The organism is Citrobacter sp. Ce129, assembly GCF_030334545.1.
Lineage (GTDB): Bacteria > Pseudomonadota > Gammaproteobacteria > Enterobacterales > Enterobacteriaceae > Citrobacter > Citrobacter europaeus.
Window position 1 is genome coordinate 1 of record NZ_JAOWDS010000052.1, and the last position, 23,656, is coordinate 23,656.

Annotated in this window: 25 protein-coding genes and 1 tRNA gene; 9 read left to right on the forward strand and 17 right to left on the reverse strand. The window is 51.4% G+C overall.

What is annotated here, in order from left to right:
• The 7 genes from OGV77_RS04865 to aspA all read right to left on the reverse strand — a co-directional run bounded on the left by OGV77_RS04865 (position 1) and on the right by aspA (position 7,902).
• Positions 1-76: transfer RNA gene (locus OGV77_RS04865), tRNA-Phe, on the reverse strand.
• 115 nt (positions 77-191) lie between these two features.
• Positions 192-2,204 carry a DUF1176 domain-containing protein gene (locus OGV77_RS04870; RefSeq protein ID WP_087051476.1) on the reverse strand — a complete coding sequence of 671 codons (2,013 nt, stop codon included), beginning with the start codon at positions 2,202-2,204 and terminating at the stop codon, positions 192-194.
• 67 nt (positions 2,205-2,271) lie between these two features.
• Positions 2,272-2,847: a transcriptional regulator gene (locus OGV77_RS04875; RefSeq protein ID WP_043018146.1), complete on the reverse strand. Its 576-nt coding sequence runs from the start codon at positions 2,845-2,847 to the stop codon at positions 2,272-2,274.
• Between the two features lie 36 nt (positions 2,848-2,883).
• The gene (locus OGV77_RS04880; RefSeq protein WP_087051475.1) at positions 2,884-4,593 is read right to left on the reverse strand and encodes a protein-disulfide reductase DsbD; all 1,710 of its coding nucleotides are present in this window, start codon (positions 4,591-4,593) and stop codon (positions 2,884-2,886) included.
• Positions 4,569-4,916, reverse strand: coding sequence for a divalent cation tolerance protein CutA (gene cutA / locus OGV77_RS04885; RefSeq protein WP_003025447.1), 348 nt, complete (start codon positions 4,914-4,916; stop codon positions 4,569-4,571). Before cutA ends, OGV77_RS04880 begins: the two co-directional genes overlap by 25 nt.
• 132 nt (positions 4,917-5,048) lie before the next feature.
• Positions 5,049-6,350 (reverse strand): anaerobic C4-dicarboxylate transporter DcuA, encoded by a 1,302-nt coding sequence (gene dcuA / locus OGV77_RS04890; RefSeq protein ID WP_003025449.1) that lies wholly within the window; start codon positions 6,348-6,350, stop codon positions 5,049-5,051.
• A gap of 115 nt (positions 6,351-6,465) precedes the next feature.
• Positions 6,466-7,902: an aspartate ammonia-lyase gene (aspA, locus tag OGV77_RS04895; RefSeq protein WP_043018148.1), complete on the reverse strand. Its 1,437-nt coding sequence runs from the start codon at positions 7,900-7,902 to the stop codon at positions 6,466-6,468.
• Positions 7,903-8,240: 338 nt separating this feature from the next.
• On the opposite strand from aspA, the gene OGV77_RS04900 reads away from it, so the two are divergent.
• Positions 8,241-8,720 (forward strand): FxsA family protein, encoded by a 480-nt coding sequence (locus tag OGV77_RS04900; protein ID WP_043018149.1) that lies wholly within the window; start codon positions 8,241-8,243, stop codon positions 8,718-8,720.
• Between the two features lie 60 nt (positions 8,721-8,780).
• On the opposite strand, the gene yjeH is transcribed toward OGV77_RS04900, so the two are convergent.
• Positions 8,781-10,046 (reverse strand): L-methionine/branched-chain amino acid transporter, encoded by a 1,266-nt coding sequence (gene yjeH / locus OGV77_RS04905; protein WP_043018150.1) that lies wholly within the window; start codon positions 10,044-10,046, stop codon positions 8,781-8,783.
• 274 nt (positions 10,047-10,320) lie between these two features.
• On the opposite strand from yjeH, the gene OGV77_RS04910 reads away from it, so the two are divergent.
• The 3 genes from OGV77_RS04910 (at position 10,321) to OGV77_RS04920 (ending at position 12,910) form a co-directional block, all read left to right on the forward strand.
• Entirely contained in the window at positions 10,321-10,614 is a 294-nt protein-coding gene (locus OGV77_RS04910; protein WP_000027827.1) for a co-chaperone GroES, read from the forward strand.
• Between the two features lie 43 nt (positions 10,615-10,657).
• Positions 10,658-12,304 carry a chaperonin GroEL gene (groL, locus tag OGV77_RS04915; protein ID WP_003025464.1) on the forward strand — a complete coding sequence of 549 codons (1,647 nt, stop codon included), beginning with the start codon at positions 10,658-10,660 and terminating at the stop codon, positions 12,302-12,304.
• A 252-nt stretch (positions 12,305-12,556) separates the two neighbouring features.
• Positions 12,557-12,910 carry a DUF4156 domain-containing protein gene (locus OGV77_RS04920; protein WP_003025468.1) on the forward strand — a complete coding sequence of 118 codons (354 nt, stop codon included), beginning with the start codon at positions 12,557-12,559 and terminating at the stop codon, positions 12,908-12,910.
• A 179-nt stretch (positions 12,911-13,089) separates the two neighbouring features.
• Here OGV77_RS04920 and yjeJ read toward each other — a convergent pair whose 3' ends face one another.
• Positions 13,090-13,953, reverse strand: coding sequence for a YjeJ family protein (yjeJ, locus tag OGV77_RS04925; RefSeq protein ID WP_087051474.1), 864 nt, complete (start codon positions 13,951-13,953; stop codon positions 13,090-13,092).
• A 183-nt stretch (positions 13,954-14,136) separates the two neighbouring features.
• On the reverse strand, positions 14,137-15,165 hold the full coding sequence (gene epmB, locus OGV77_RS04930) for an EF-P beta-lysylation protein EpmB (RefSeq protein ID WP_087051472.1): 1,029 nt from the start codon (positions 15,163-15,165) through the stop codon (positions 14,137-14,139).
• 41 nt (positions 15,166-15,206) lie between these two features.
• On the opposite strand from epmB, the gene efp reads away from it, so the two are divergent.
• The 3 genes from efp (at position 15,207) to ecnB (ending at position 16,219) form a co-directional block, all read left to right on the forward strand.
• Positions 15,207-15,773 carry an elongation factor P gene (gene efp / locus OGV77_RS04935; RefSeq protein WP_003025478.1) on the forward strand — a complete coding sequence of 189 codons (567 nt, stop codon included), beginning with the start codon at positions 15,207-15,209 and terminating at the stop codon, positions 15,771-15,773.
• A gap of 57 nt (positions 15,774-15,830) precedes the next feature.
• Complete coding sequence (ecnA, locus tag OGV77_RS04940) at positions 15,831-15,965, forward strand: lipoprotein antitoxin entericidin A (RefSeq protein WP_043018154.1); 135 nt, start codon at positions 15,831-15,833, stop codon at positions 15,963-15,965.
• 107 nt (positions 15,966-16,072) lie between these two features.
• Positions 16,073-16,219 (forward strand): lipoprotein toxin entericidin B, encoded by a 147-nt coding sequence (ecnB, locus tag OGV77_RS04945; protein ID WP_003025482.1) that lies wholly within the window; start codon positions 16,073-16,075, stop codon positions 16,217-16,219.
• A 30-nt stretch (positions 16,220-16,249) separates the two neighbouring features.
• Here the strand turns inward: ecnB and OGV77_RS04950 are convergent, their stop codons facing one another.
• Complete coding sequence (locus tag OGV77_RS04950; protein WP_043018155.1) at positions 16,250-16,849, reverse strand: helix-turn-helix transcriptional regulator; 600 nt, start codon at positions 16,847-16,849, stop codon at positions 16,250-16,252.
• A 256-nt stretch (positions 16,850-17,105) separates the two neighbouring features.
• Between OGV77_RS04950 and sugE the strand changes: the two genes are divergently transcribed.
• Positions 17,106-17,423, forward strand: coding sequence for a quaternary ammonium compound efflux SMR transporter SugE (gene sugE, locus OGV77_RS04955; RefSeq protein ID WP_000118520.1), 318 nt, complete (start codon positions 17,106-17,108; stop codon positions 17,421-17,423).
• On the opposite strand, the gene OGV77_RS04960 is transcribed toward sugE, so the two are convergent.
• Together OGV77_RS04960 and blaCMY are read right to left on the reverse strand one after the other, a co-directional pair.
• Positions 17,420-17,953, reverse strand: coding sequence for a lipocalin family protein (locus OGV77_RS04960; RefSeq protein WP_043018157.1), 534 nt, complete (start codon positions 17,951-17,953; stop codon positions 17,420-17,422). The genes sugE and OGV77_RS04960 overlap by 4 nt on opposite strands.
• A 93-nt stretch (positions 17,954-18,046) precedes the next feature.
• A complete protein-coding gene (blaCMY, locus tag OGV77_RS04965) occupies positions 18,047-19,192 on the reverse strand; it encodes a CMY-2 family class C beta-lactamase (protein WP_286502622.1) in 1,146 nt (381 codons plus the stop codon).
• 131 nt (positions 19,193-19,323) lie between these two features.
• On the opposite strand from blaCMY, the gene ampR reads away from it, so the two are divergent.
• Positions 19,324-20,199 (forward strand): LysR family transcriptional regulator AmpR, encoded by an 876-nt coding sequence (gene ampR / locus OGV77_RS04970; protein WP_043018159.1) that lies wholly within the window; start codon positions 19,324-19,326, stop codon positions 20,197-20,199.
• Between the two features lie 40 nt (positions 20,200-20,239).
• On the opposite strand, the gene frdD is transcribed toward ampR, so the two are convergent.
• From frdD to frdA, 4 genes are read right to left on the reverse strand one after another with little or no spacing between them, the layout of a single operon-like run.
• Positions 20,240-20,596, reverse strand: coding sequence for a fumarate reductase subunit FrdD (gene frdD / locus OGV77_RS04975; RefSeq protein WP_003025535.1), 357 nt, complete (start codon positions 20,594-20,596; stop codon positions 20,240-20,242).
• Positions 20,597-20,606: 10 nt separating this feature from the next.
• Complete coding sequence (gene frdC / locus OGV77_RS04980; protein ID WP_003025537.1) at positions 20,607-21,002, reverse strand: fumarate reductase subunit FrdC; 396 nt, start codon at positions 21,000-21,002, stop codon at positions 20,607-20,609.
• A 10-nt stretch (positions 21,003-21,012) separates the two neighbouring features.
• Positions 21,013-21,747 (reverse strand): fumarate reductase iron-sulfur protein, encoded by a 735-nt coding sequence (frdB, locus tag OGV77_RS04985; protein ID WP_003025540.1) that lies wholly within the window; start codon positions 21,745-21,747, stop codon positions 21,013-21,015.
• On the reverse strand, positions 21,740-23,530 hold the full coding sequence (gene frdA / locus OGV77_RS04990) for a fumarate reductase (quinol) flavoprotein subunit (protein ID WP_043018160.1): 1,791 nt from the start codon (positions 23,528-23,530) through the stop codon (positions 21,740-21,742). The genes frdB and frdA overlap by 8 nt, the downstream gene beginning before the upstream one ends.
• Positions 23,531-23,656: the final 126 nt, after the last annotated feature.

Consider the following 23,656-nt stretch of genomic DNA (forward strand, 5'->3'; position numbering starts at 1 on the left):
TGGTGCCCGGACTCGGAATCGAACCAAGGACACGGGGATTTTCAATCCCCTGCTCTACCGACTGAGCTATCCGGGCAACGGGGCGCATTAAACCGTAATCCGGACACCCCGTCAACCAAATTTCTCGCTTTTTCGGTTGGTTGCTTAACTATGCAGCGATTTCGCTGTTTTCTCGAGGGTTTCGCTCAAAATTACAGCCCACCGTTATCGCCTTCGCGAAGAATCCATTCACTTTTAATGGATGCTACATGGCGTGTGCCGGTAACTGAATACTCTCCGACAATATCCTGATCTTTTGGCGAAACGAGAGTGATGAACTCTCCTCTACCAAAATAACTCTCGACAGAACCGATAAGGCACTCCCCATTTACCCAGACAGGAATAGCTGCGACAGGTTCAGACGTATAGTTCCCTGCAATCCCTGAACTGTAATTGTCCGCGTCTTCCTGCAACGTACCAGCAGGGATTGGGCAGATTGGGGAAACGCCGTCGCTTGCCTGTTGGTTTTGTAAAAGCATGCTTTGCATTTTATTCAGTTCGGTAATGAGCTTTGTTTTGTCTTTGGTATTCAATTTCGGGAGTAGGGGTTGTCCTTCTTCCCGTGGTTCGATTGAATTCATATCGTATTCATAGCGATAGTGGACGGCTACGACGGGAGCCTTCTCGTCTGGGTTAAATGGACGCAGCAGATAAAGCTTCTCTTCATTATATAAGCCGTTGTACCAGAGAGCATAAACCTTACCGTTGATGCGAACCCATTGGCTCCACTGGTTGGCGCCGCGCCCATTCTCCGAAAATAGCGCCCCGGGTACGCCAAAGTCATCGTCATCCTGTTTGCCATTAACGACGACGAAGGCATTATCACCGCGTTTGAGTACGCCGGTGTAGCTGAATAATCCTGTGCCACCAACGTAGCTGTTGATGATGAGATCGCGTTTACCGTCGTCATCCAGATCAATGAGCGTAAAGTTCACGCCTCCATTTTCCGAATCGACACTAAACGTTGTGCGGGAAAATGCCAGCCACTCATCATCGCTAATCTCAGGGGAGGGTTTCGCGGTTGGTTCTGTTGAGTCTTCAGCGTAAGAGATCCTGAAATCAGTGATTTGACCGGTTAATGGAAACTGACTGGCGATTTTGCTCAGTTCCAAGCCCGGATCGCTTTTTTGCATGCTCTCTACAGCGCTATGTAGCGTTTTTAGGGCCGTGTTATCCGTATCTACATCAGACTGAGAACGTACGATGCTGACGAACGTAGGGAGCGTCCAGACACCGCCAACAGAAAGGTTTCCTTGTCCGCCGCTGCGGTATTCGTCGCGCAAGGTGAAGTTGTTACCCTCCCAGACCCAGAGCTGAATGGGATCGCTGAAACGGGCTATCTCACCGTTCTCATATTCACTGGCATCACTCGTGATTAGTTTAGGCGAAGCCGTTAGTTCAGTATTGGTTAGCCAGAGGATGGTGCGTGAGCTATCAAAGCATTCGGTTTGAATGAGTACATGTTGTTTATCCACCGGGATGCGGTAATAAATGCGTTCCTGACCCTCTTCCAGTTCGCGGCAATTCATCTCGGGAGTGACCCTGATTTTGGGTTCTATTTTTTGTCGCTGCGCGGTCGTTAACGGTTCCACGTCCGGCGTGCGGATGACGGGGTGGGTGATGATAAGTGGGGCAGGCTCAGCGTTAAGCACATCATTACTGTTTTTATCTCCTGGATGCAGCACAGCGCTTTGGGTATTGATGCGTTTCTGGAATTCATCCATTTTCAGCAGCACAGCGCTCGAACCTGCATTAGAAAGCAGTAATCGTTCGCCATCTGCTGCAAACTCAATGGTATTGTCCTGACGTAAGGCGTCCAGAAACACCTTTCGCTGTTGGTAGTTGAGTTTATAATATCCCTCTGCGGAAAACGTTAGCGCGCCTTGCTTTTGACCATCAATAAAAAGCGTGGCGTCTTTCACGGAGGGTTGATTCGCCGTACGCGGTGCAAAAGCAACCTCGACATACACGCTGGTGTCGGGGCCAGCCGCACGTGTGAGCAGTACGCTTACCGCATGGTCACTATAACCTGCCGCCCGACAGGTACCCGTATTATCACACGCAACTTCCCAGTCTTTATGTGCAAACGAAAAACCGTTTAATGGATTGGCATACAGGGGGGCTGAGATAAAACCTGCGAGGAGAATGCAGTGCGCGAGACGCATATAATTCCTTTTAATATGTCGGTATTGCCGAAATTATATGCGGTTCATAAAAGTTACGAAATCCGAATTAAGTCAGCGCCCCGCCCATACGGCACTGAGCAAAGCGCAGGATATCTTCAGCCAGGCGGTGTGCCGTTTCGACATCAGCATGACTACGATTCACCAGCATGCGGCTCAGGCAGCCTTCCAGCACCAGTTCCATTTGTTTAGCGACCATTGCCGGGTCGTCAACTTCCAGCGTGGTCAGCAGCTCATGGGTGAAGTCATGCGCCGCCTTTTTTTGCTGATCGGCTAACTGATGGATCGGGTGCCCGGGATCGGGGTAAAACGTACAGGCGGCGATGAACAGGCAGCCTGGATAGCGATTATTGCTTACGCATTCGGACAGCGCGGTGTAGCGCGCCAGTAATTTCTGCTCGACGCTCAAGGTGTCATCCAGCAAAAGCTGACGCCGCCAGATATCCACCCGCTGGCTGAGGTAACGTAGCGCATCGTACAGAATGGCCTCTTTATCGGGCCAAAAGCGCTGCAGTTCATCCAGAGGATAATCGATACGCTCGGCCACCATTTCCAGCGTGGTATTGGCTATCCCTTGAACCTCAAGTAATTTAAGGGCTTCTCCCAGGACATCTTCACGTTGCACGGTATTCTCCTCCGTATTTCCTGTTGCAAGTGTCGCTCACGGTTGGCGATCGCGCAAATGTGCGCTGAAGGTCGCGGCATCCATAAAACCCGTTACCCGGGCATCCGGGTGCTCTTTCCCCTCAGCGTCAAAGAACAAAATAGTCGGCAAACCTAAAACCTGAAGATGTTTCAGCAGAGCAACATCCTGGGCATTGTTTGCGGTCACATCCGCCTGCAAAAGCACCGTGTCGCCTAGCGTTTGCTGAACCTGCGGATTACTGAACGTATACTTCTCGAACTCTTTACAGGCCACGCACCAGTCGGCATACAGATCCAACATTACGGGCTTACCTTTGGCTTGTGCCAGTGCCTGATTTAGCGCATCTACCGAAGCCACCGGCGTGAAGTTAAGGTGTGTCTGGGGTTGAGCATGCGGCGCACCGAACGCCCAGTCCTGCAATGGCCGTACGCTTACCAGCGCTGCAGCTAACAGGACAATCTGCACGATGCGCATCCAGGCGTGCTTTGCCTGCAGACTGGTAATGAATGCCCAGCTAAAGAACGCGACGCCCAGCAGTGACCACAGGCGCACTCCCCATTCGTCGCCGATGATGCGTTCAAGTAAGAAGACGGGAAGCGCCAGAATGACAAAGCCAAAAGCGGTTTTGACATGCTCCATCCATGGGCCGCTTTTAGGCAGCAGGCGGTTGCCGAATACGGTAATCAGCATCAGGGGTAATCCCATCCCCAGCGCGTACAGATACAGCGTGCCACCTCCCAGCCACATGTTTCCGCTCTGAGCGATATACAGCAAAATCGCGCTTAGCGGGGCTGTGGTACAAGGGGAACAGATGAGGCCGGCAATCGCGCCCATTGCAAAGACGCTGCCGGGGGAGCCGCCTTGCTGGCGGTTGCTCATCAATGTAAGGCGCGTTTGCAGCGATGAAGGGAGCTGCAGCGTGAACAAACCAAACATCGACAACGCGAGCAGGGTAAAGATGACGGCAAGGCCAATCAGAACGTAAGGATGCTGTAGTGCAGCCTGGAACTGCAATCCGGCGGCCGCAACAACCAGACCCAGTGCGGTATAGGTGAGCGCCATCCCCTGGACGTAGATAAACGTCAACAGCAGCGCGCGTCCGGTTGATAAGCGTTGTTTGCCTCCCAGCACGATGCCGGATATCAGCGGATACATCGGCAATACGCAAGGCGTAAACGCGATGCCTATTCCGATCAGCAATGCCCACAGCGCCGAGAAAGGAAGTTGGGCTGCGGGCGGCGTTATCTCTTGCTGAGCATTGCTGGCAGGCACTGGCAGCGGTGTCGCCCGGGTATCGGCAGACACTTCACTTAAGGGCACCGTTTTCGTTTCTGGAGGATAGCAAAAGCCGGCGTCGGCACAGCCCTGGTACGTGACCGTTAATGTGGCGCCAGATTTAGCCTGATTGACCGTGACTGGGATGGTCAGCTGTTTACGGTAAATCTCACTTTTGCCGTAAAACTCATCTTCATGCCAGACGCCAGGCGGCAGTTTTACCTCGGCAATATCGGCCTGAGATGGCGTAATGCTTATCTGTTTGCGATACAGATAGTAGCCATCTTTAACCTGCCATGTGAGGTTCAGATCGTGTTGGTTTTGCTGGAAATCAAAAATAAACGCCCGATCGGCAGGTACAAACTGCGAGCGGCCAGGCGCGTCAAATAATCCGGCAAAGGTAGATGTGCTGCACAGCAGCAGGATCAGCGTAAGGATGCGTTGAGCCATGAGCGGTAATCAAAGTCTCCGTGAGTGACGGGTAAAACCAGAAGTTCAGGCGTTTGATACGGATGATGTGACTTCAGGCAATCGAGCAGGGCTTGCTGGTGTGTAACGGTGGTTTTTAAAATCATCTGGACTTCATATTCCTGCTCAAGTTTACCTTCCCAATAATAAAGGGAGGTGGCACCGGGCAGTAGCGTCACGCAGGCAGCCAGCTTTTCCGCCAGCACTTTGGCGGCGAGATCCTGGGCGGTTGCTTCATCCGGTGCGGTACAGAGCACCACAACGGTATCGGGGATGGAAATATCCTGACTCTTAACATCAAGCATAAACACCTCGAAAGAACAGAGTAACCAGCTAAAGAGTGGTCACTATACAACGGACGAGGGAAGGATGTTAGCTAAAGCGGGGGTGATGAAGAAGAGGAACTGCAGGGCGCGAAGGCACCCTGCAGTGAAGTCTTACAGCATGAAGCTGCCCAGCAAGAAGCCGAAGCAGACAGCCAGAACCACACCCAGAGTACCTGGGATGAAGAACGGATGGTTAAAGACGAATTTACCGATGCGGGTTGTACCGGTGTCATCCATCTGAACCGCCGCAACCAGAGTTGGGTAAGTTGGCAGAATGAACAGGCCAGAAACCGCTGCGAAAGATGCAACAGCAGTCAGAGGGGAAACGTTCAGAGCCAGAGCCATCGGCATCAGTGCTTTAGCGGTTGCAGCCTGAGAGTACAACAGCGCAGAAGCAAAGAAGAAGATGACAGCCAGCAGCCACGGATGACCCTGAATTACGCTACCTGCAGTATCTTTGATCCAGTCAATGTTGTGAGATACGAAGGTATCACCCAGCCATGCAACACCCAGGATACAAATACAGGCGCTCATACCGGCTTTGAAGGTGCTGGAGTTCAGGATGGAGTCAGTTTCAACGCGGCAGACGATCGTCGTCAGCGTCGCGACGCTCAGCATGATGATCAGGATTGCGTTGGTGGTGTTCATCAGCGGTTTAGCGACCAGGCCAAGGCTTGGGCTGTTGATGATGGCGTATACAACGACGCAAACCACGCCCAGCAGGAACAGCCAAACGGAGGTTTTCGCGCCAGCTTTGATTTCAACTTGTCTTTCACCGCGCAGTTCAACCAGGCCTTCTTCCAGACGCTTACGATAAATCGGGTCGTCAGACAGTTTGGAGTTGAACAGTGCGGTGATCAGGAAGGACATCACCAGAACGGCCAGCAGGGTGGACGGAATGACCACGGACAGCAGGTGAATATAGCTGATGCCATGACCTTCCATGACGGAAGACATGTAAACCACGGCTGCGGAGATTGGCGATGCCGTAATCGCAATCTGTGCAGAAACTACTGCGGTGGAGAGCGGACGGCAAGGCTTGATACCTTGTTCCTTCGCGACTTCAGCGATAACCGGCAGAGTTGCCAGAGAGATGTTGCCGGTACCGGCAAAGATAGTCAGGAAATAGGTCACGATGGGTGCAAGGATCGTGATGTATTTCGGGTTTTTACGCAGCAGCTTTTCAGTTTGATGAACCAGATAGTCCAGACCACCTGCAATCTGCATAGCAGAGATGGCAGCGATAACCGCCATGATAATGGAAATAACGTCGAACGGAATATTACCCGGTTTTACGCCTATAGCGGCAAGAACCAGAACACCCAGCCCACCTGCAAATCCAATACCGATACCCCCAAGTCTGGCACCTAAAAAGATTGCCAGCAAAACGATGATAAGTTCTAAAACTATCATATTAGCCTTCCTTGTTGTTTAACAAGTTGATATTAAATTGTTGTTTTTAAGTAACTTCGAGTAAGAAAAAAGGCACGTCATCATGACGTGCCTTCTCCGGTACTACCCTACACGATTACTGTTCGCTTTCATCAGTATAACGTTTTGCTTTATAAGCAGGGTGCATCAGGTTCTGTGCAGAGAAGATATCGTCCAGTTCAGACTCGGTCAACAGACCGCGTTCCAGGACAACTTCACGTACGCTCTTACCTGTTTCGGCACAAATTTTACCGACGATGTCGCCGTTGTGGTGACCGATGAACGGGTTGAGGTAAGTAACGATGCCGATGGAGTTGAATACAAACGCTTCACAGACTTCTTTGTTAGCAGTGATACCACTAACGCATTTTTCCAGCAGGTTGTAGCAAGCGTTGCTCAGAATGTGAATGGATTCAAACATTGCCTGGCCAATGACCGGCTCCATTACGTTCAACTGCAGCTGACCAGCTTCAGATGCCATGGTAACAGTGATGTCGTTACCGATGACTTTAAAGCAAACCTGGTTTACGACTTCCGGAACAACCGGGTTCACTTTTGCTGGCATGATAGAGGAACCAGCCTGCAGTTCTGGCAGGTTGATTTCATTCAGGCCGGCACGTGGGCCAGAGGAGAGCAAACGCAGGTCGTTACAGATTTTGGACATCTTAACAGCCAGACGTTTCAGCGCGCCGTGCACCATAACGTATGCGCCGCAGTCAGAAGTCGCTTCAATCAGGTCTTCAGCCGGAACACAGGCGAAGCCAGTGACTTCAGCCAGTTTCTGTACAGCCAGCGGAGAGTACTCTTTCGGCGTGTTCAGACCCGTACCGATTGCAGTTGCGCCGAGGTTAACTTCCAGCAGCAGCTCAGCGGTACGACTAATGTTTTTCACTTCTTCTTTCAACAGTATGCTGAAAGCATGGAATTCCTGACCGAGGGTCATCGGTACAGCATCCTGCAGCTGGGTACGGCCCATTTTCAGGATGTCCTGGAATTCAACAGCTTTTTGTTCGAAGCCTTCACGCAGTTGGTTCAGCGCATCGATCAGTTTGATGATGGAAGCGTATACCGCGATACGGAAGCCAGTAGGGTAAGCGTCGTTGGTAGACTGACATTTGTTAACGTGGTCGTTCGGATTCAGGTACTGATATTCACCTTTCTGGTGACCCATCAGTTCCAGACCGATATTGGCCAGCACTTCGTTGGTGTTCATGTTGACGGAGGTACCCGCACCACCCTGGTAAACGTCTACCGGGAATTGATCCATGCATTTTCCGTTATTCAGGACTTCATCACACGCCGCGATGATGGCATTTGCCACACTCTTAGGAATGGTTTGCAGCTCTTTGTTGGCCATTGCCGCTGCCTTTTTAACCATTACCATACCGCGAACAAATTCAGGAATGTCGCTGATTTTGTTGTTGCTAATGTAGAAGTTTTCAATCGCTCTCAGAGTGTGAACACCGTAGTAAGCGTCCGCTGGAACTTCCCTGGTACCCAACAAGTCTTCTTCGATACGAATGTTGTTTAACATGTGAACCTTCTTTTTCAAGCTGCCAATGATTTGACTAAACACACAGGATATATGTGATTTCGATTGTTTCTCGACCGACGATTATCCCCTGCATCGGTCTGATACCCGAGATCATATGCTGGTTAAGGATTTCTACCGTAATCTGGATCACTTAAAGCGTGGAATTTACCCCTTATTTATTATTCTGTGAAATGGATCACCCCTTTGTGATTAACCCCAAATATTAGTGTACAAGCCACTTGAAATTTTGCTAACCACCACAATATCAAATCGATGCGATTAACATAATTTTTCGAACAGAAGTTGAACAAAACGGCTGTTATTAACAGGAGATCCCTTTGCGCTGGATACCATTGCTTGCAATTTTTCTCTATGTTTACATAGAGATATCTATTTTTATTCAGGTTGCCCATGTGATGGGCGTCCTGATGACGCTGATTTTGGTTATTTTTACGTCGGTTATCGGTATGTCTCTGGTTCGTAACCAGGGGTTTAAGAACTTTTTACTGATGCAACAGAAAATGGCGGCTGGTGAAAGTCCGGCTGCAGAAATGATCAAAAGCGTGTCGCTGATCATTGCCGGTCTGCTGCTGGTGCTGCCCGGTTTTTTCACCGATTTCCTCGGCCTTCTTCTTCTATTACCTCCGGTGCAAAAACATCTGACGATGAAACTGCTGCCGCATTTGCGTTTTTCGCGTATGCCGGGCGGGGGGTTTAGCGCCGGAACCGGCGGCGGTGAGACCTTTGATGGTGAATTTCAGCGCAAGGATGACGATCGTAACCGTCTTGATCATAAAGATGACGATCGCCGTGACTGACCCTGTAAGCCTGGCCAGTATGTAGGCCGGATAAGCGTTAGCGCCATCCGGCAAAAGTGTTTATATGCCGGATGATGGCGTCAACGTTGCCTTATCCGGCCTGCGGGGTAAAAACAGCCACAGCCCTGCCAGCATAATCAGCGCGTACAGGCTCTTCCAGCCAACCATCGCCAGCAGCAACAGACACAGCAGACCGCCAATGACCGCCAGCGCGCGATAATGCCCTTTCAGTAATCGACATCCCGCCAGCATGCACAGCAAATAAATCATAATAAAGATGCCGTTGGCATAGACGATTAACGCATCAAGATTGATTTGCAGCATATAGATGCACAAGGTGCTGACTACGCAGCAGCCCAGTACGGCATTTAGCGCATTGCGCGGAAGGTGGCGGGGAGACAGACGTGCCAGATAACTCTCCGGCTTATATTGCGCCTGCGACCAGACCAGCCGGGCGAAACTTTGAATATAAATGTTGAGGCTGGCAAAACAGGCCAGATAACCAATGATGCAGGCCACCCACAGTGCCTGTACGCCAAACAGCTGCACGACGATTTCAGGCAATGATGCCGCTGCCGCCATTTGCTCGCCGTAAGCGCCAAAATGAAGCACCACGACGGTACATGCCCAATAAACAGACCCCGCCAGCAGCAGGCCGATCATCAGCGCGCGTGGGAAGTCTCGCTCCGGATTTTTGAATTCAGACGCCAGATGGGCAAACGCTTCAAGGCCGACAAAACACCAAAACATCACCGACAACGCGGCGAACAGACCGGGAAGCTCAATATCGGTAATCGCAGGGAAGGGGATTTCGCCAGGCTTCAGATCGCCCGCCCACCAGATAGCGACAATGAGGGCAACAATCAGTCCGGCAATGACCGTTTGCAGATTCGCGCTGGAGCTTGCGCCGCGGGAGCCGATATACCAAACCAGTCCCAGCGTACCGAGCTCTGCCAGCAGCAGTTGCTCGTCATGCCAGCCAAACATCGCCTGACCGAATCCGGCGGCGATATGTAATGCCGCGGGCAAGCCGACGGGAATCACCGACAAAAACAGCCATCCGGTGACGCGCTCCAGCCGTGAACCAAAGGCCATGCCGACAAAATGCGCCACGCCGCCCGCGCTGGGAAAATGGCGACCCAGTATGGCAAAGACGATCGCCACGGGAAAAACTAAAACAATCAGCACCGGCCAGGCCCACAAACTGTTGTTGCCGGCCACGAGCGCAGCCAGCGCAGGGACGGCGAAAACGCCTGTACCTAACAATGATGTCGACAACAGGCCAACGCCCTGAGCCAGTCCCAGCTCTTGTTTCAGTCCGCTCATAAGTTGTTATCCGGTTATGCCCAATGACGGGCTACAGCGCAGATTTTTGATGGTATCACAATCGAATTTGCTTATGACGACGCGACTGAAATCGTTATGAAATGTGAGGCGCGTCGGCGTTTTGACGGGATTTTCTGCTGATAAAAAATTTTTTTCGCTTGCCCCCTTGAAGGGACAAAACCCCATCCCCATCTCTCTGGTCACTAGCCGGGAAACCGTTTACGGGCCGGCGTCACCCATAACTGATAAAGACTTTCTCAAAGGAGAGCTATCAATGAGTATTCGTCCGTTACATGATCGTGTGATCGTCAAACGTAAAGAAGTTGAATCTAAATCTGCTGGCGGCATCGTACTGACCGGTTCTGCAGCAGGTAAATCAACTCGTGGCGAAATCATCGCTGTCGGTAAGGGTCGCATCCTGGACAACGGTACCGTACAGCCGCTGGACGTGAAAGTCGGCGATATCGTTATTTTCAACGATGGCTACGGTGTTAAATCTGAGAAGATCGACAATGAAGAAGTGTTGATCATGTCTGAAAGCGACATCCTGGCAATTGTTGAAGCCTAATCCGCGAACGACACTGAACATACGAATTTAAGGGAAAGAGAAAATGGCAGCTAAAGACGTAAAATTCGGTAACGACGCTCGTGTGAAAATGCTGCGCGGCGTAAACGTACTGGCAGATGCAGTGAAAGTTACCCTCGGTCCAAAAGGCCGTAACGTAGTTCTGGATAAATCTTTCGGTGCACCGACCATCACTAAAGATGGTGTTTCCGTAGCACGTGAAATCGAACTGGAAGACAAGTTCGAAAACATGGGTGCGCAGATGGTGAAAGAAGTTGCCTCTAAAGCGAACGACGCTGCAGGCGACGGTACCACCACTGCAACCGTACTGGCTCAGTCCATCATCACTGAAGGTCTGAAAGCCGTTGCTGCGGGCATGAACCCGATGGATCTGAAACGTGGTATCGACAAAGCTGTCGCTGCTGCTGTTGAAGAACTGAAAGCACTGTCCGTACCGTGCTCCGACTCTAAAGCTATTGCTCAGGTTGGTACCATCTCCGCTAACTCCGACGAAACCGTAGGTAAACTGATCGCTGAAGCGATGGACAAAGTCGGTAAAGAAGGCGTGATCACCGTTGAAGACGGTACCGGTCTGCAGGACGAACTGGACGTGGTTGAAGGTATGCAATTCGACCGTGGCTACCTGTCTCCTTACTTCATCAACAAGCCGGAAACTGGCGCAGTAGAACTGGAAAGCCCGTTCATTCTGCTGGCTGACAAGAAAATCTCCAACATCCGTGAAATGCTGCCGGTTCTGGAAGCTGTAGCGAAAGCAGGTAAACCGCTGCTGATCATCGCTGAAGATGTTGAAGGCGAAGCGCTGGCAACTCTGGTTGTTAACACCATGCGCGGTATCGTGAAAGTGGCTGCGGTTAAAGCACCTGGCTTCGGCGACCGTCGTAAAGCAATGCTGCAGGATATCGCTACTCTGACCGGTGGTACCGTTATCTCTGAAGAGATCGGTATGGAGCTGGAAAAAGCAACTCTGGAAGATCTGGGCCAGGCGAAACGCGTTGTTATCAACAAAGACACCACCACCATCATTGATGGCGTGGGCGACGAAGCTGCAATCCAGGGTCGTGTGACTCAGATTCGTCAGCAGATCGAAGAAGCAACTTCCGACTACGACCGTGAAAAACTGCAGGAGCGCGTAGCGAAACTGGCAGGCGGCGTGGCAGTTATCAAAGTTGGTGCTGCAACTGAAGTTGAAATGAAAGAGAAAAAAGCCCGCGTTGAAGATGCCCTGCACGCGACCCGTGCTGCGGTAGAAGAAGGCGTGGTTGCTGGTGGCGGTGTTGCGCTGATTCGCGTCGCGTCTAAAATTGCCGGCCTGAAAGGTCAGAACGAAGACCAGAACGTAGGTATCAAAGTTGCGCTGCGCGCAATGGAATCTCCGCTGCGTCAAATCGTGCTGAACTGCGGCGAAGAGCCGTCTGTAGTAGCTAACACCGTGAAAGCCGGTGACGGTAACTACGGTTACAACGCTGCAACTGAAGAATACGGCAACATGATCGACATGGGTATTCTGGATCCAACCAAAGTAACTCGTTCTGCTCTGCAGTACGCGGCTTCTGTTGCGGGTCTGATGATCACCACCGAGTGCATGGTTACCGACCTGCCGAAAGGCGATGCGCCTGACTTAGGTGCTGCTGGTGGTATGGGCGGCATGGGTGGAATGGGCGGCATGATGTAATTTAATCTTCATACTTCAAGCCGCAGGTTCGTTGGCTGCGTTCGTTCACCCCAGTCACTTACTCATGTAAGCTCCTGGGGATTCATGAACTTGCCGCCTGCCTGCAACTTGAATTATTTGATTAAATACGTATCTCGCGAAAAATGAGAAACCCTCGGGCAGAAATGTCCGGGGGTTTTTCTTTTGGTCATCTTTTTAGTATATGATTCAGCTACGGACATAAGGTCCAACTAATTGATTATGGGGAATGACATGCACGTGAAATATTTAGCAGGGATCGTTGGTGCCGCGCTACTGATGGCGGGTTGTAGCTCCAGCAACGAACTGAGTTCAGCCGGACAAAGCGTACGCTTTGTCGAAGACAAGCCTGGCGCAGAGTGCCAACTGATTGGCACTGCAACCGGTAAGCAAAGCAACTGGCTTTCTGGCCAGCACGGCGAAGAGGGTGGTTCTATGCGTGGCGCAGCAAACGATCTGCGTAACCAGGCTGCTGCAATGGGCGGTAACGTGATTTATGGCGTCAGCAGCCCATCACAGGGAATGCTGTCCAGCTTTGTTCCTACCGCCAGCGAGATGATTGGACAGGTTTATAAGTGCCCTAACTGATTACACTTCATCCTTCAACCAGCCTCTTTGTTGGCTGCGCTGTGAAACCCCAGTCACATAGTTATCTATGCTCCTGGGGATTTTCTTCGCTTGCCGCCGCGATGCAGATTGAATGATTTTTTGTAATAAAGTGGCCTGGACAGGCTCATGCAATCGTAGGCCTGATAAGCGTAGCGCCATCAGGCATTCTGAGTCTTATGCGCAGACTGAATGCGTAAATGGTGCAGCGCGCGCAGGCACTGATCCTGATTGAGCTTTTGCGCCTTATCACCCGTTAACGTCCTGACAAACACCTGACACGGTACACCGGCAAGTTTTTTCAGCCGTGGGCTGAAATCGATCAGACGGCGAGTAATGGCTTCGGCCTCTTTGCTGCCGGAAGCGGCGCGTGTTTTTACTACTGAACCACAGAACTGGGTTTTTCCTTTATCATCCGTATAGCGGTAAATAATCGCCAGATAATGATTAAACAGGTTATGTTTCCATTCGGGTTGTGTATAAGAATCGTATTCCAGATTATCGTTTTGCTGGCAATCAACATCGTACAGCGGCAGGAAATCCAGCAGTGATGTGATTCGTAACGCTAATTCCTGCATGCCAGCGTTATTTATTGCATGAATAACAGCATGAGCCAATACCCGAATCTGAAGTTCATTAATCAGTAATTCACACGTTTGCCCATCATGCAGTGTCAGTGAAAATGTTAAGTTTTCCCCTTTGTCATCCACTAACATTAGCGAATTAATACGGCGATTAATATCCGCATTTTTTAACTCATTCTCTTGAATTAAGGGGATATTTTCGTGCATCTTTTTGCCGGCTTTCTCGCATTCCTTCTCATATTGCGCACGCTCGTCTTCGCTAAGCTGATGTTTAGCAGAGAGCCTGCTTTCCAGGGCGATAAGCAGGTCTCTTAGCCCAAGCGGAGAAAGGAAAAATAACGACTCTTTATTTCTGGGTTCTTTTATCTTTAATGCCAAAGCAATAAATTCATTCTTTTGGTGAATAACTCCGGTATTAATACCCTTAATACTTATAGCCATAACAGGTTCTCCCTAACCATATATTTATTAATGTTCTGGATTTGATTTTATTGATACAACTTGCGAATGAATAATCGCACAGCGCTAATTAAAATAGCACAGATTAAAAGCATGGCTCCACCTGTGTGGATTTAAATAATAAGTAATCGTGTTGAGTGTCCGGAATCGGACACTCAATAAAGGCTATTGTTGGCGTAGCTGCAGATCCAATGGCGTTTTACTTGGCTCTCCGCCAATTTCACGCGCCAGTTTGGGGACCATATAGCCGGAAACCTGCGTCAGCAGTTCGCGCATAATTTGACGCGCTTCATCGTCGCTGACCATAAAGTGGGAGGCACCCTGCACTTTGTCCAGTACGTGCAGGTAATAGGGCATCACACCCGCATCAAACAACGCGTTGCTAAGGTGAGCCAGCGTTTGTGCGTTATCGTTCACGCCACGCAGCAAAACGCTTTGGTTGAGTAGCGTGACGCCGGCGATACGCAGTCTGACCATGGCCTGGCGAAATGTCTCATCGACCTCATTGGCGTGGTTAATGTGATTGACCAGCAGAATCTGCAAGGAGGAGTGCGCAAAGCGCTGGGCCAGTCCTTCTGTAATGCGAGCTGGGATCACAATCGGTAAACGGCTGTGGATACGCAGACGCTTAATATGCGGGATGGCTTCCAGTTGCGTGAGCAACCAGTCCAGTTCGTGGTCCTTGGCCATTAACGGATCGCCACCGGAGAAGATAATCTCATCCAGCTCAGGATGCGCGCTAATGTAGTCCAGGGCGACCTGCCAGTTGCGCTTATTGCCCTGGTTTTCGGCGTACGGGAAGTGGCGGCGGAAGCAATAGCGACAATTAACCGCGCAACCGCCTTTAACCAACAGCAGCGCACGGTTGCGATATTTATGCAGCAAACCGGGAACCACGCTGTGCTGTTCTTCCAGCGGATCGGTCGAGTAGCCGGGGGCGGAAACAAACTCTTCCTGGGAGGTAAGTACCTGACGCAAAAGCGGATCGTCAGGGTTGCCTTTTTCCATGCGCGCAATAAACGCACGCGGCACGCGCAGGGCGAAAAGCCGTCTCGCGTCGCGTCCGGCCAACAGTTTTTCATCTGCGTCTATATTCAAAAGATGCAGAAGTTCATCGGGATCGGTCACAACATCGGCAAGTTGCGATAACCAATCTTCTCTGGATGGGGTATTTAGGGTTACAATATGCGCCATTTTGTGGCTTAGCTACCAGTTAACAATTTTCAGAGGGCCTTATGGCAACGTACTATAGCAACGATTTTCGTGCTGGTCTTAAAATCATGTTGGACGGCGAACCTTATGCGGTTGAAGCCAGCGAATTCGTTAAACCAGGTAAAGGCCAGGCGTTTGCGCGCGTTAAGCTGCGCCGCCTGCTGACCGGTACTCGCGTAGAGAAAACCTTCAAGTCTACCGACTCCGCTGAAGGCGCAGACGTAGCCGACATGAACCTGACCTTCCTGTATAGCGACGGTGAGTTCTGGCACTTCATGAATAACACCACTTTCGAACAGCTGGCTGCAGACGAGAAAGCGGTAGGCGATAACGCTAAATGGCTGCTGGACCAGGCTGAATGCATCGTGACCCTGTGGAACGGTCAGCCGATCTCCGTGACTCCGCCGAACTTCGTTGAGCTGGAAGTCGTTGAAACCGACCCAGGTCTGAAAGGCGATACCGCTGGTACTGGCGGCAAACCGGCAACCCTGTCTACCGGCGCAGTCGTTAAAGTTCCGCTGTTCGTACAGATCGGCGAAGTGATCAAAGTGGATACTCGCTCCGGCGAATACGTTTCTCGCGTAAAATAAGACATCCATTTGATCTTATGGCGCAGGTTGCTGCGCCATACTTTTTCCAGGGCAGGAATGATGAAACGTCTTCTCGGTCTTGTAATGCTTATCCTATTTACCAGCACCCTGCTGACGGGTTGTAATACCGCGCGCGGTTTCGGTGAAGACATCAAACATCTTGGCAATTCAATCTCTCACGCCGCCAGCTAATCCTCTCTCATAATCTTAAAAACGATTGTTTATCCATCACACTTGCAGATCTTGTCTATTATTAATTAGCTATACACAAACAATATTGGCTAGAAAAGGAAGACGTTATGGTTAAGAAGACAATTGCTGCGATCTTTTCTGTGTTGGTACTTTCTTCCGTATTAACCGCGTGTAATACCACGCGAGGCGTAGGGCAAGATATTTCTGAAGGCGGTAGCGCAATCTCTGGTGCGGCGACAAAAGCTCAGCAATAATCATGAACGGTACGACGCCGTGTCGTACCGTTAATTCCCCTTCCCGGGTAGCGAGAGAAACGGTGAGAAGCGGTTCCCCAGGTGCAGTTTAATGCGGATATTCCGTTTATAGGTGTAGACCGTCTTGCCATGAATGCTCAGTGCGGCGGCGATCGCATTGTTACTGATCCCATCCATCCACATCGACAATACTTTCTCCTCCTGCGGCGTAAGCAGTGGAGTCGCATTTTCGGCTATTTCTAATGGCGGGCGAAGCTGTAGCGCCTCCTGAATTGTGTGTGAGAGAGCGTTCAGCGTGGTGTGCTTGGTCAAAACCGAATGGACGACGGATTGAGGGGAAGTCGTAGAAGTGTGCTGTCTTTCTACTGATTGCAATAAAATCAGTGGGATGACGCCGCAGCTCATAAAAAAGGGCTTAATTGGCGGACTGGAGTGTGTCTCGCTGATAAAACTGTATAAATCCGCGATCACCAGATGCGGTTTCCACTGCAAAATATGCTCTTTTGCTAACAGGAGATTATTGATCCCTGATACCAGAAATGAGGAGCTGAACCTGCCAGAATGATTAAGCAAGGCCTCAATCCCTGTACGGGTAAAGTGGCACCGGTCAATCACTAAAATTTTAAGCATAACCTTTTCGCATTCAGAAGAGAGGCAATCGACTTCCTGGATTCAGAAAGCCCCTCATCATAGAGAACTCCGATGAGTGCCAAATGCGGGAACTACGCCGCTAATTATGCTTAATTCTTGCTTTTAGTATGCAACGAATAAAAAGGTTGAAATTCATTTTCTCTCGGGCAAAAATGCCATTTCACACATTAGCTTTGCAGGACGACCTGCAAACGCTTCTTTCACCGGGGACGGCCCCATTGTTCTGGAGCCTGATATGTCCTGGATCGTTTTATTAATTGCAGGTCTGCTCGAAGTTGTCTGGGCGATTGGCCTGAAATATACCCACGGTTTTACGCGTTTGACGCCAAGCATTATCACCATTGCGGCGATGATCGTCAGTATCGCCATGCTCTCCTGGGCAATGCGCACGTTGCCTGTAGGAACCGCCTATGCCGTCTGGACCGGTATCGGCGCCGTCGGGGCGGCCATTACAGGAATTTTGCTGCTCGGTGAATCTGCCAGCCCGGCGCGTTTACTTAGCCTCGGGCTGATCGTTGCCGGCATTATTGGTCTGAAGCTGAGCACCCACTAAGCGCCGGGCTGTTTTACCCAAATCAGCTTATTCACTTCAAACCCTTCCCGGGTCGCGACGGCCAGCATTTGCTGTTTCATTTCGTCTGAAATAGTAGGGGTCCGTGAAAGGATCCACAGGTAATCGCGATCCGGTCCGCAAACCAACGCGTGACGATATTCCCGATCGAGGGCAATCACGTTATAGCCGCCATAGAAAGGACCAAAAAACGAGACCTTGAGCGCAGCGCGGTTTGGGTCGCCGGTGAAGTAGGCTTTACCCTCTGTTTTCTGCCACATTCCCCTGTCCGGGTTATAGCCCTTGTTAATCACGTTGATACCGCCGTCGTCGCGCAGGCTATAGGTGGCGGTCACTTTTTCCAGTCCACGTTCGAATCGATGGTCGAAACGCGCTATTTCATACCAGGTGCCCAGATAACGTTTGGCATCAAAGTTATTGACTACGGTAACGCCTTTCGGCGGTGTAGGGGAGCTGCAAGCAACAACCAGGAATGCAGCCGTAACTGCAGCAACGACGGGCAGAATGCGCATAAGATTTTCCTTGCTGGATTTTTGTTAAGTGTAGATGACAGCAGGAAAAAAAGAGAAAGAAAGGAAGCCCGATATCCCGGGCCTCCTTATTCGTTACTGCAGTTTTTCAAGAATGCGCCAGGCGGCCTCGACGCGAGCAGGGTTTGGATAGCTCTTGTTTGCCAGCATCACAATGCCAAGGTTTTTTTCTGGAACGAAAGCAACGTAGCTGCCGAATCCGCCAGTGGAGCCCGTTTTATGCACCCATGATGCTTTCACAGCAGGCGCGGGCGGGTTTACCTCAACGGCGGGAAGCGCTGCCAGCGCCACTTTGCTGTCGCTACCGTTAATTATCGAGTCGGCTTTCAGCGGCCAGTTCAGCATCTCCCAGCCCAGACCCTGGTACATATCGCCAATACGCCAGTAACGTGACTGCGCAAGCTTGATTCCCTGCTGGAGCGTTTTCTCCTGAACCTGGCTGGCATCCATGTTGGCCTGGACCCAGCGGGTCATATCGACAACGCTTGATTTTACCCCATAGGCTTCGGCATCAAGTTGGCCAGGGGATACATGCACAGGCTTTCCTTCGCGATAGCCCCATGCATAATCTTTTTGTTCGCTCTGTGGAACCGTAATCCATGTATGCGCCAGTTTTAAGGGCTGCAGGACGCGGGTGGTCATCGCCTCTTCGTAGCTCATGCCTGAAGGTTTCACCGCCAGTGCGCCAAACAGACCAATGCTGGAGTTAGCGTAAAGACGTTTAGCGCCCGGGGCCCATTGTGGCTGCCAGTTTTGATAAAAACGCAGTAAGGCGGCTTTATCCGTGACGTCGTCGGGAACCTGAAGCGGCAGGCCGCCTGCCGTGTAGGTCGCTAAGTGCAGCAGGCTGATACCCTGCCACTGCTTACCCGTCAGCTCAGGCCAGTATTGCGTGACCGGATCGCTGAGCTTGATTTCGCCGCGAGCGATAGCATCGCCGCCCAGCACGCCGTTGAACGTTTTACTGACCGAGCCGAGTTCAAACAGCGTTTGCTGAGTGACTGGACGGTTATTGGCGATATCAGCTTTACCCCAGGTAAAGTAATAAGGTTTTCCCTGGTAGATAATCGCAACGGCCATACCCGGAATAGCCTGCTCCTGCATCAGCGGTGTGATGGTGCGGTTAACGATATCGGCAATTTGTTGTTCTGTTTTTGCGGTGGCAAAGGTGGAAAAAGAGGCTGTCAGCAGCAGCGCGCAGCATATCGATTTTTTCATCATGAAATTATTTCCGTCATTAAAAGCGTAAGGGTGTCCGGGCCCGTCAGACGCAATCAGTGTGTTTGATTTGCATCGTGTTGACAAACGGTTAAATTTAGCAGCAGGTATAAGTTTTTCTAACAGGCCAGATAATGACGCGTAGCTATATCCCCCTAAACTCGCTGCGGGCTTTTGAAGCAGCGGCCAGACATCTTAGTTTTACCCGCGCTGCGATTGAACTCAATGTGACGCATTCTGCCATCAGCCAGCATGTAAAAGCGCTGGAGCAACAGCTGAATTGTCAGCTTTTTGTGCGTGGCTCTCGAGGATTAATGCTGACGACTGAAGGAGAGAGTCTGTTACCTGTACTTAATGACTCTTTCGATCGTATGGCCGGGATGCTGGATCGTTTTGCCACAAAACAGACTCAGGAAAAACTTAAAATTGGCGTAGTGGGGACTTTTGCGGTCGGCTGTCTTTTCCCGCTGCTGAGCGATTTTAAGCGCAACTGCCCGCATATTGATTTACATATTTCCACCCACAATAATCGTGTGGATCCCGCCGCCGAAGGGCTGGATTATACCATTCGCTACGGAGGGGGAGCCTGGCACGATACCGACGCGCAATATTTGTGTAGCGCGCCGATGTCTCCGCTGTGTTCGCCAACGTTGGCCTCGCAGATTAAAGCGCCAGCGGATATCCTGAAATTTCCGTTATTGCGATCGTATCGACGTGATGAATGGACGCTTTGGATGCAGGCCGCCGGAGAAGCGCCTCCGTCACCGACGCACAACGTGGTGGTGTTTGACTCGTCCGTCACCATGCTGGAAGCCGCGCAGGCGGGGATCGGTGTGGCAATTGCACCGGTCAGAATGTTCAGGCACTTGCTTGGCAGTGAACGTATCGTTCAGCCGTTTTTAACGCAGATTGATCTGGGGAGCTACTGGATGACGCGTTTGCAATCTCGTCCGGAGACACCCGCGATGCGTGAATTTTCTCGTTGGTTGACCGGGGTGCTGCACCAATAAAAAGGCCCGCCAATGGCGGGCCTGATAATTACGCATGCGATTAGATGGTCAGAATACCAATAGCCGTTACAACGGTCAGGATAGCTGCCAGTCCGTAGAATACCCATTTGCCAGCAGGCACGTGGATTTTCAGGTCATGCATCGCGTGGTGCATACGGTGTAAACCGCACCACAGCGGCAGAACGATCATCAGGAACAGAAACGCACGTCCGATGAAGCTCTGTGCGAATGCCAGTACGCGTTCATAGCTGAAAGCATCAGGAACAAAGCCCAGCGGCAGCATAATGCCTACCAGCAGGATCATCACCGGCGCAATGATAGCGCTCCACATACCGCCTGCACCAAACAGGCCCCAGAATACGGGTTCGTCAGAGCGTTTTGGATTTGGATTAATCATTCCGGACTCCTTACCAGAACAGGGCAACAAACAGTATTACTACTGTCGCAACCACAGTGACTGCCCAGAGACCTTTGATAATCGGCTCTGGCCCCATTTTTTCGTCTTTTACGATGATGTTGGCCGCTTTTGGCGCCAGCTCAAACCAGGTTTTGGTATGCAGCAGCGCTGCAGCCAGGGCGATAATATTAAGGATTACCACCACCGGGTTTTGCAAAAAGGCGACAAAGCCCATCCAGGACTCTGCACCATGCTTGAGTGCAAACAGGCCGATAATCAGTTCAATGCTGAACCAGACTGCCGGAACTGCCGTGCCTTCACGCAGCATGTAAAAACGATAAAATGGCAGCTTTTTCCACCAGGTGGACGTCATTGGCCGCACATAGGCTTTGCGTTTAGTCGTCATCGTGCACTCCTTAGCGTGGTTTCAGGGTAGCGATAAGAAAGTCTTTTGAACTTTCAACTTTACCCTGCTGAATGGCCGCAGCCGGATCGACGTGTTTCGGGCAGACTTCGGAGCAGTAGCCCACGAAAGTACAGGTCCAGACGCCGTTCGGGCTGTTCAACTGAGCCATACGCTCCTTCTTACCGTGGTCGCGGCTATCTTCGTTGTAGCGATGCGCCAGCGTAATCGCAGCCGGTCCAATGAACTCTGGGTTCAGGCCGAACTGCGGGCACGCGGCGTAGCACAGACCACAGTTGATGCAACCGGAGAACTGATGATACTTCGCCATCTGCGCCGGAGTTTGGGTGTTTGGACCCTGATCCGGTGTACGCGGGTTACCGATGATGTACGGTTTGATCGCTTCCAGGCTTTCGATAAAGTGCGTCATGTCGACGACCAGATCGCGCTCAATCGGGAAGTTGCCCAGCGCTTCAACCTTCATGCCGTTTGTGTAATCACGCAGGAAGGTTTTGCACGCCAGTTTCGGTACATTGTTGACCATCATGCCGCAGGAGCCACAGATTGCCATACGGCAGGACCAGCGGTAGCTCAGGTCCGGTGCCAGGTTATCCTTGATGTAGCCCAGCGCATCCAGCAGCGACGTGGTTTCATCATAAGGAACTTCGTAGAAAGCACTGTGCGGCGCGGTATCGGTTTCCGGGTTATAGCGCACCACCTCAACTTTCAGGTTTTTCATCTCAGCCATTCGCCTTCTCCTTCTTATCGGCTGCTTCCGCTTCGCCACCGTAAACACGTTTAGCCGGTGGCAGAGTGGTGATTTTCACGTCGCTGTATTCCAGACGAGTCGTGCCGTCAGCATCGCGGAAGGCGAGGGTGTGTTTGAGGAAGTTCACATCGTCACGCTCGGTGCAGCCTTCATCCAGACGCTGGTGCGCGCCGCGGGATTCTTTACGCGCCAGAGCAGAGTGAGCCATACATTCTGCAACGTTCAGACCGTGACCCAGTTCGATGGTGTACAGCAGGTCGGTGTTGAAGACGCTGGAGGTATCAGTGATACGTACGCGCTTGAAGCGTTCCTGCAGTTCCGCCAGCTTATCAACGGTTTTCTGCATGAGTTCCGGCGTACGGTAGATACCGCAACCTTCTTCCATGGACATGCCCATTTCGTCACGGATCTTAGACCAGTTTTCGTTACCTTCCTGGTTAACCAGATCTTTCAGACGTTTTTCAACGCCAGCAACCTGCGCATCGAGCGCGGCGCTGTTTGCTGCGCCAGCCGTTGCAGCGCGTTCTGCAGCCTGTTCACCGGCCATACGACCGAAGACCACCAGTTCTGCCAGGGAGTTAGAACCCAGACGGTTAGCGCCATGCAGACCAACAGAGGAACATTCGCCGACAGCGAACAGACCTTTAATGCGGGTTTCACAGTGCTGATCGGTTTCGATACCGCCCATGGTGTAGTGCGCGGTCGGACGTACCGGGATCGGTTCTTTAACCGGATCGACACCCACGTAGGCTTTCGCCAGTTCGCAGATGAACGGTAAACGTTCGAGCAGTTTTTTCTCGCCGAGATGACGCAGGTCGAGGTAAACCACATCGCCACGCGGAGTGGAAATGGTGTTGCCTTTGCGCCATTCGTGCCAGAAAGCCTGAGATACTTTGTCGCGCGGACCGAGTTCCATGTATTTGTTTTTCGGCTCGCCCAGCGGAGTTTCCGGACCCATGCCGTAGTCTTGCAGATAACGGTAGCCGTTTTTGTTGACCAGGATACCGCCTTCACCACGGCAGCCTTCCGTCATCAGGATACCGGAGCCTGGCAGACCCGTCGGGTGATACTGAACGAATTCCATATCACGCAGCGGAACGCCGTGGCTCAGCGCCATGCCCATACCGTCGCCGGTTACGATGCCGCCGTTGGTGTTGTAACGGTAAACACGACCTGCGCCGCCCGTTGCCATCACGACTGCGTTAGCACGGATTTGCATCAGCGTGCCTTCCATCATGTTCATGGCAACCAGGCCGCGAGCATGACCATCGTCAACCAGGATATCCAGAACGAAGTGTTCGTCAAAACGCTGAATCTGCGGGAACTGCAAAGATGTCTGGAACAGCGTATGCAACATATGGAAGCCGGTTTTATCCGCGGCAAACCAGGTGCGCTCGATTTTCATACCGCCGAAGCGACGTACGTTGACGCTACCGTCTTCACGACGGCTCCATGGGCAGCCCCATTGTTCCAGTTGCGTCATTTCAGTTGGGCAGTGGTGGACAAAGTAATCCACGACATCCTGCTCACACAGCCAGTCTCCGCCTGCTACCGTATCGTGAAAATGGTAGTCAAAGCTGTCATGATCCTGCGCGACAGCAGCAGAGCCGCCTTCGGCAGCAACGGTATGGCTGCGCATTGGGTACACTTTTGAGATCAGTGCGATTTTAGCGTTGGGATTTGCTTGTGCGGCAGCAATTGCAGCACGTAATCCCGCGCCACCGGCGCCTATAATGGCAAGATCGGCTTGAAAGGTTTGCACGACATTCCTCCAGATTGTTGTTATTTCATTCCTGCCTGAAATCAGATGCTTCATCGGCTTCAAACAGGTTATGAACGCGTTTCCACTGCTCCTTTATAGGTACAATAGTATAGTCTTAGGGATGTG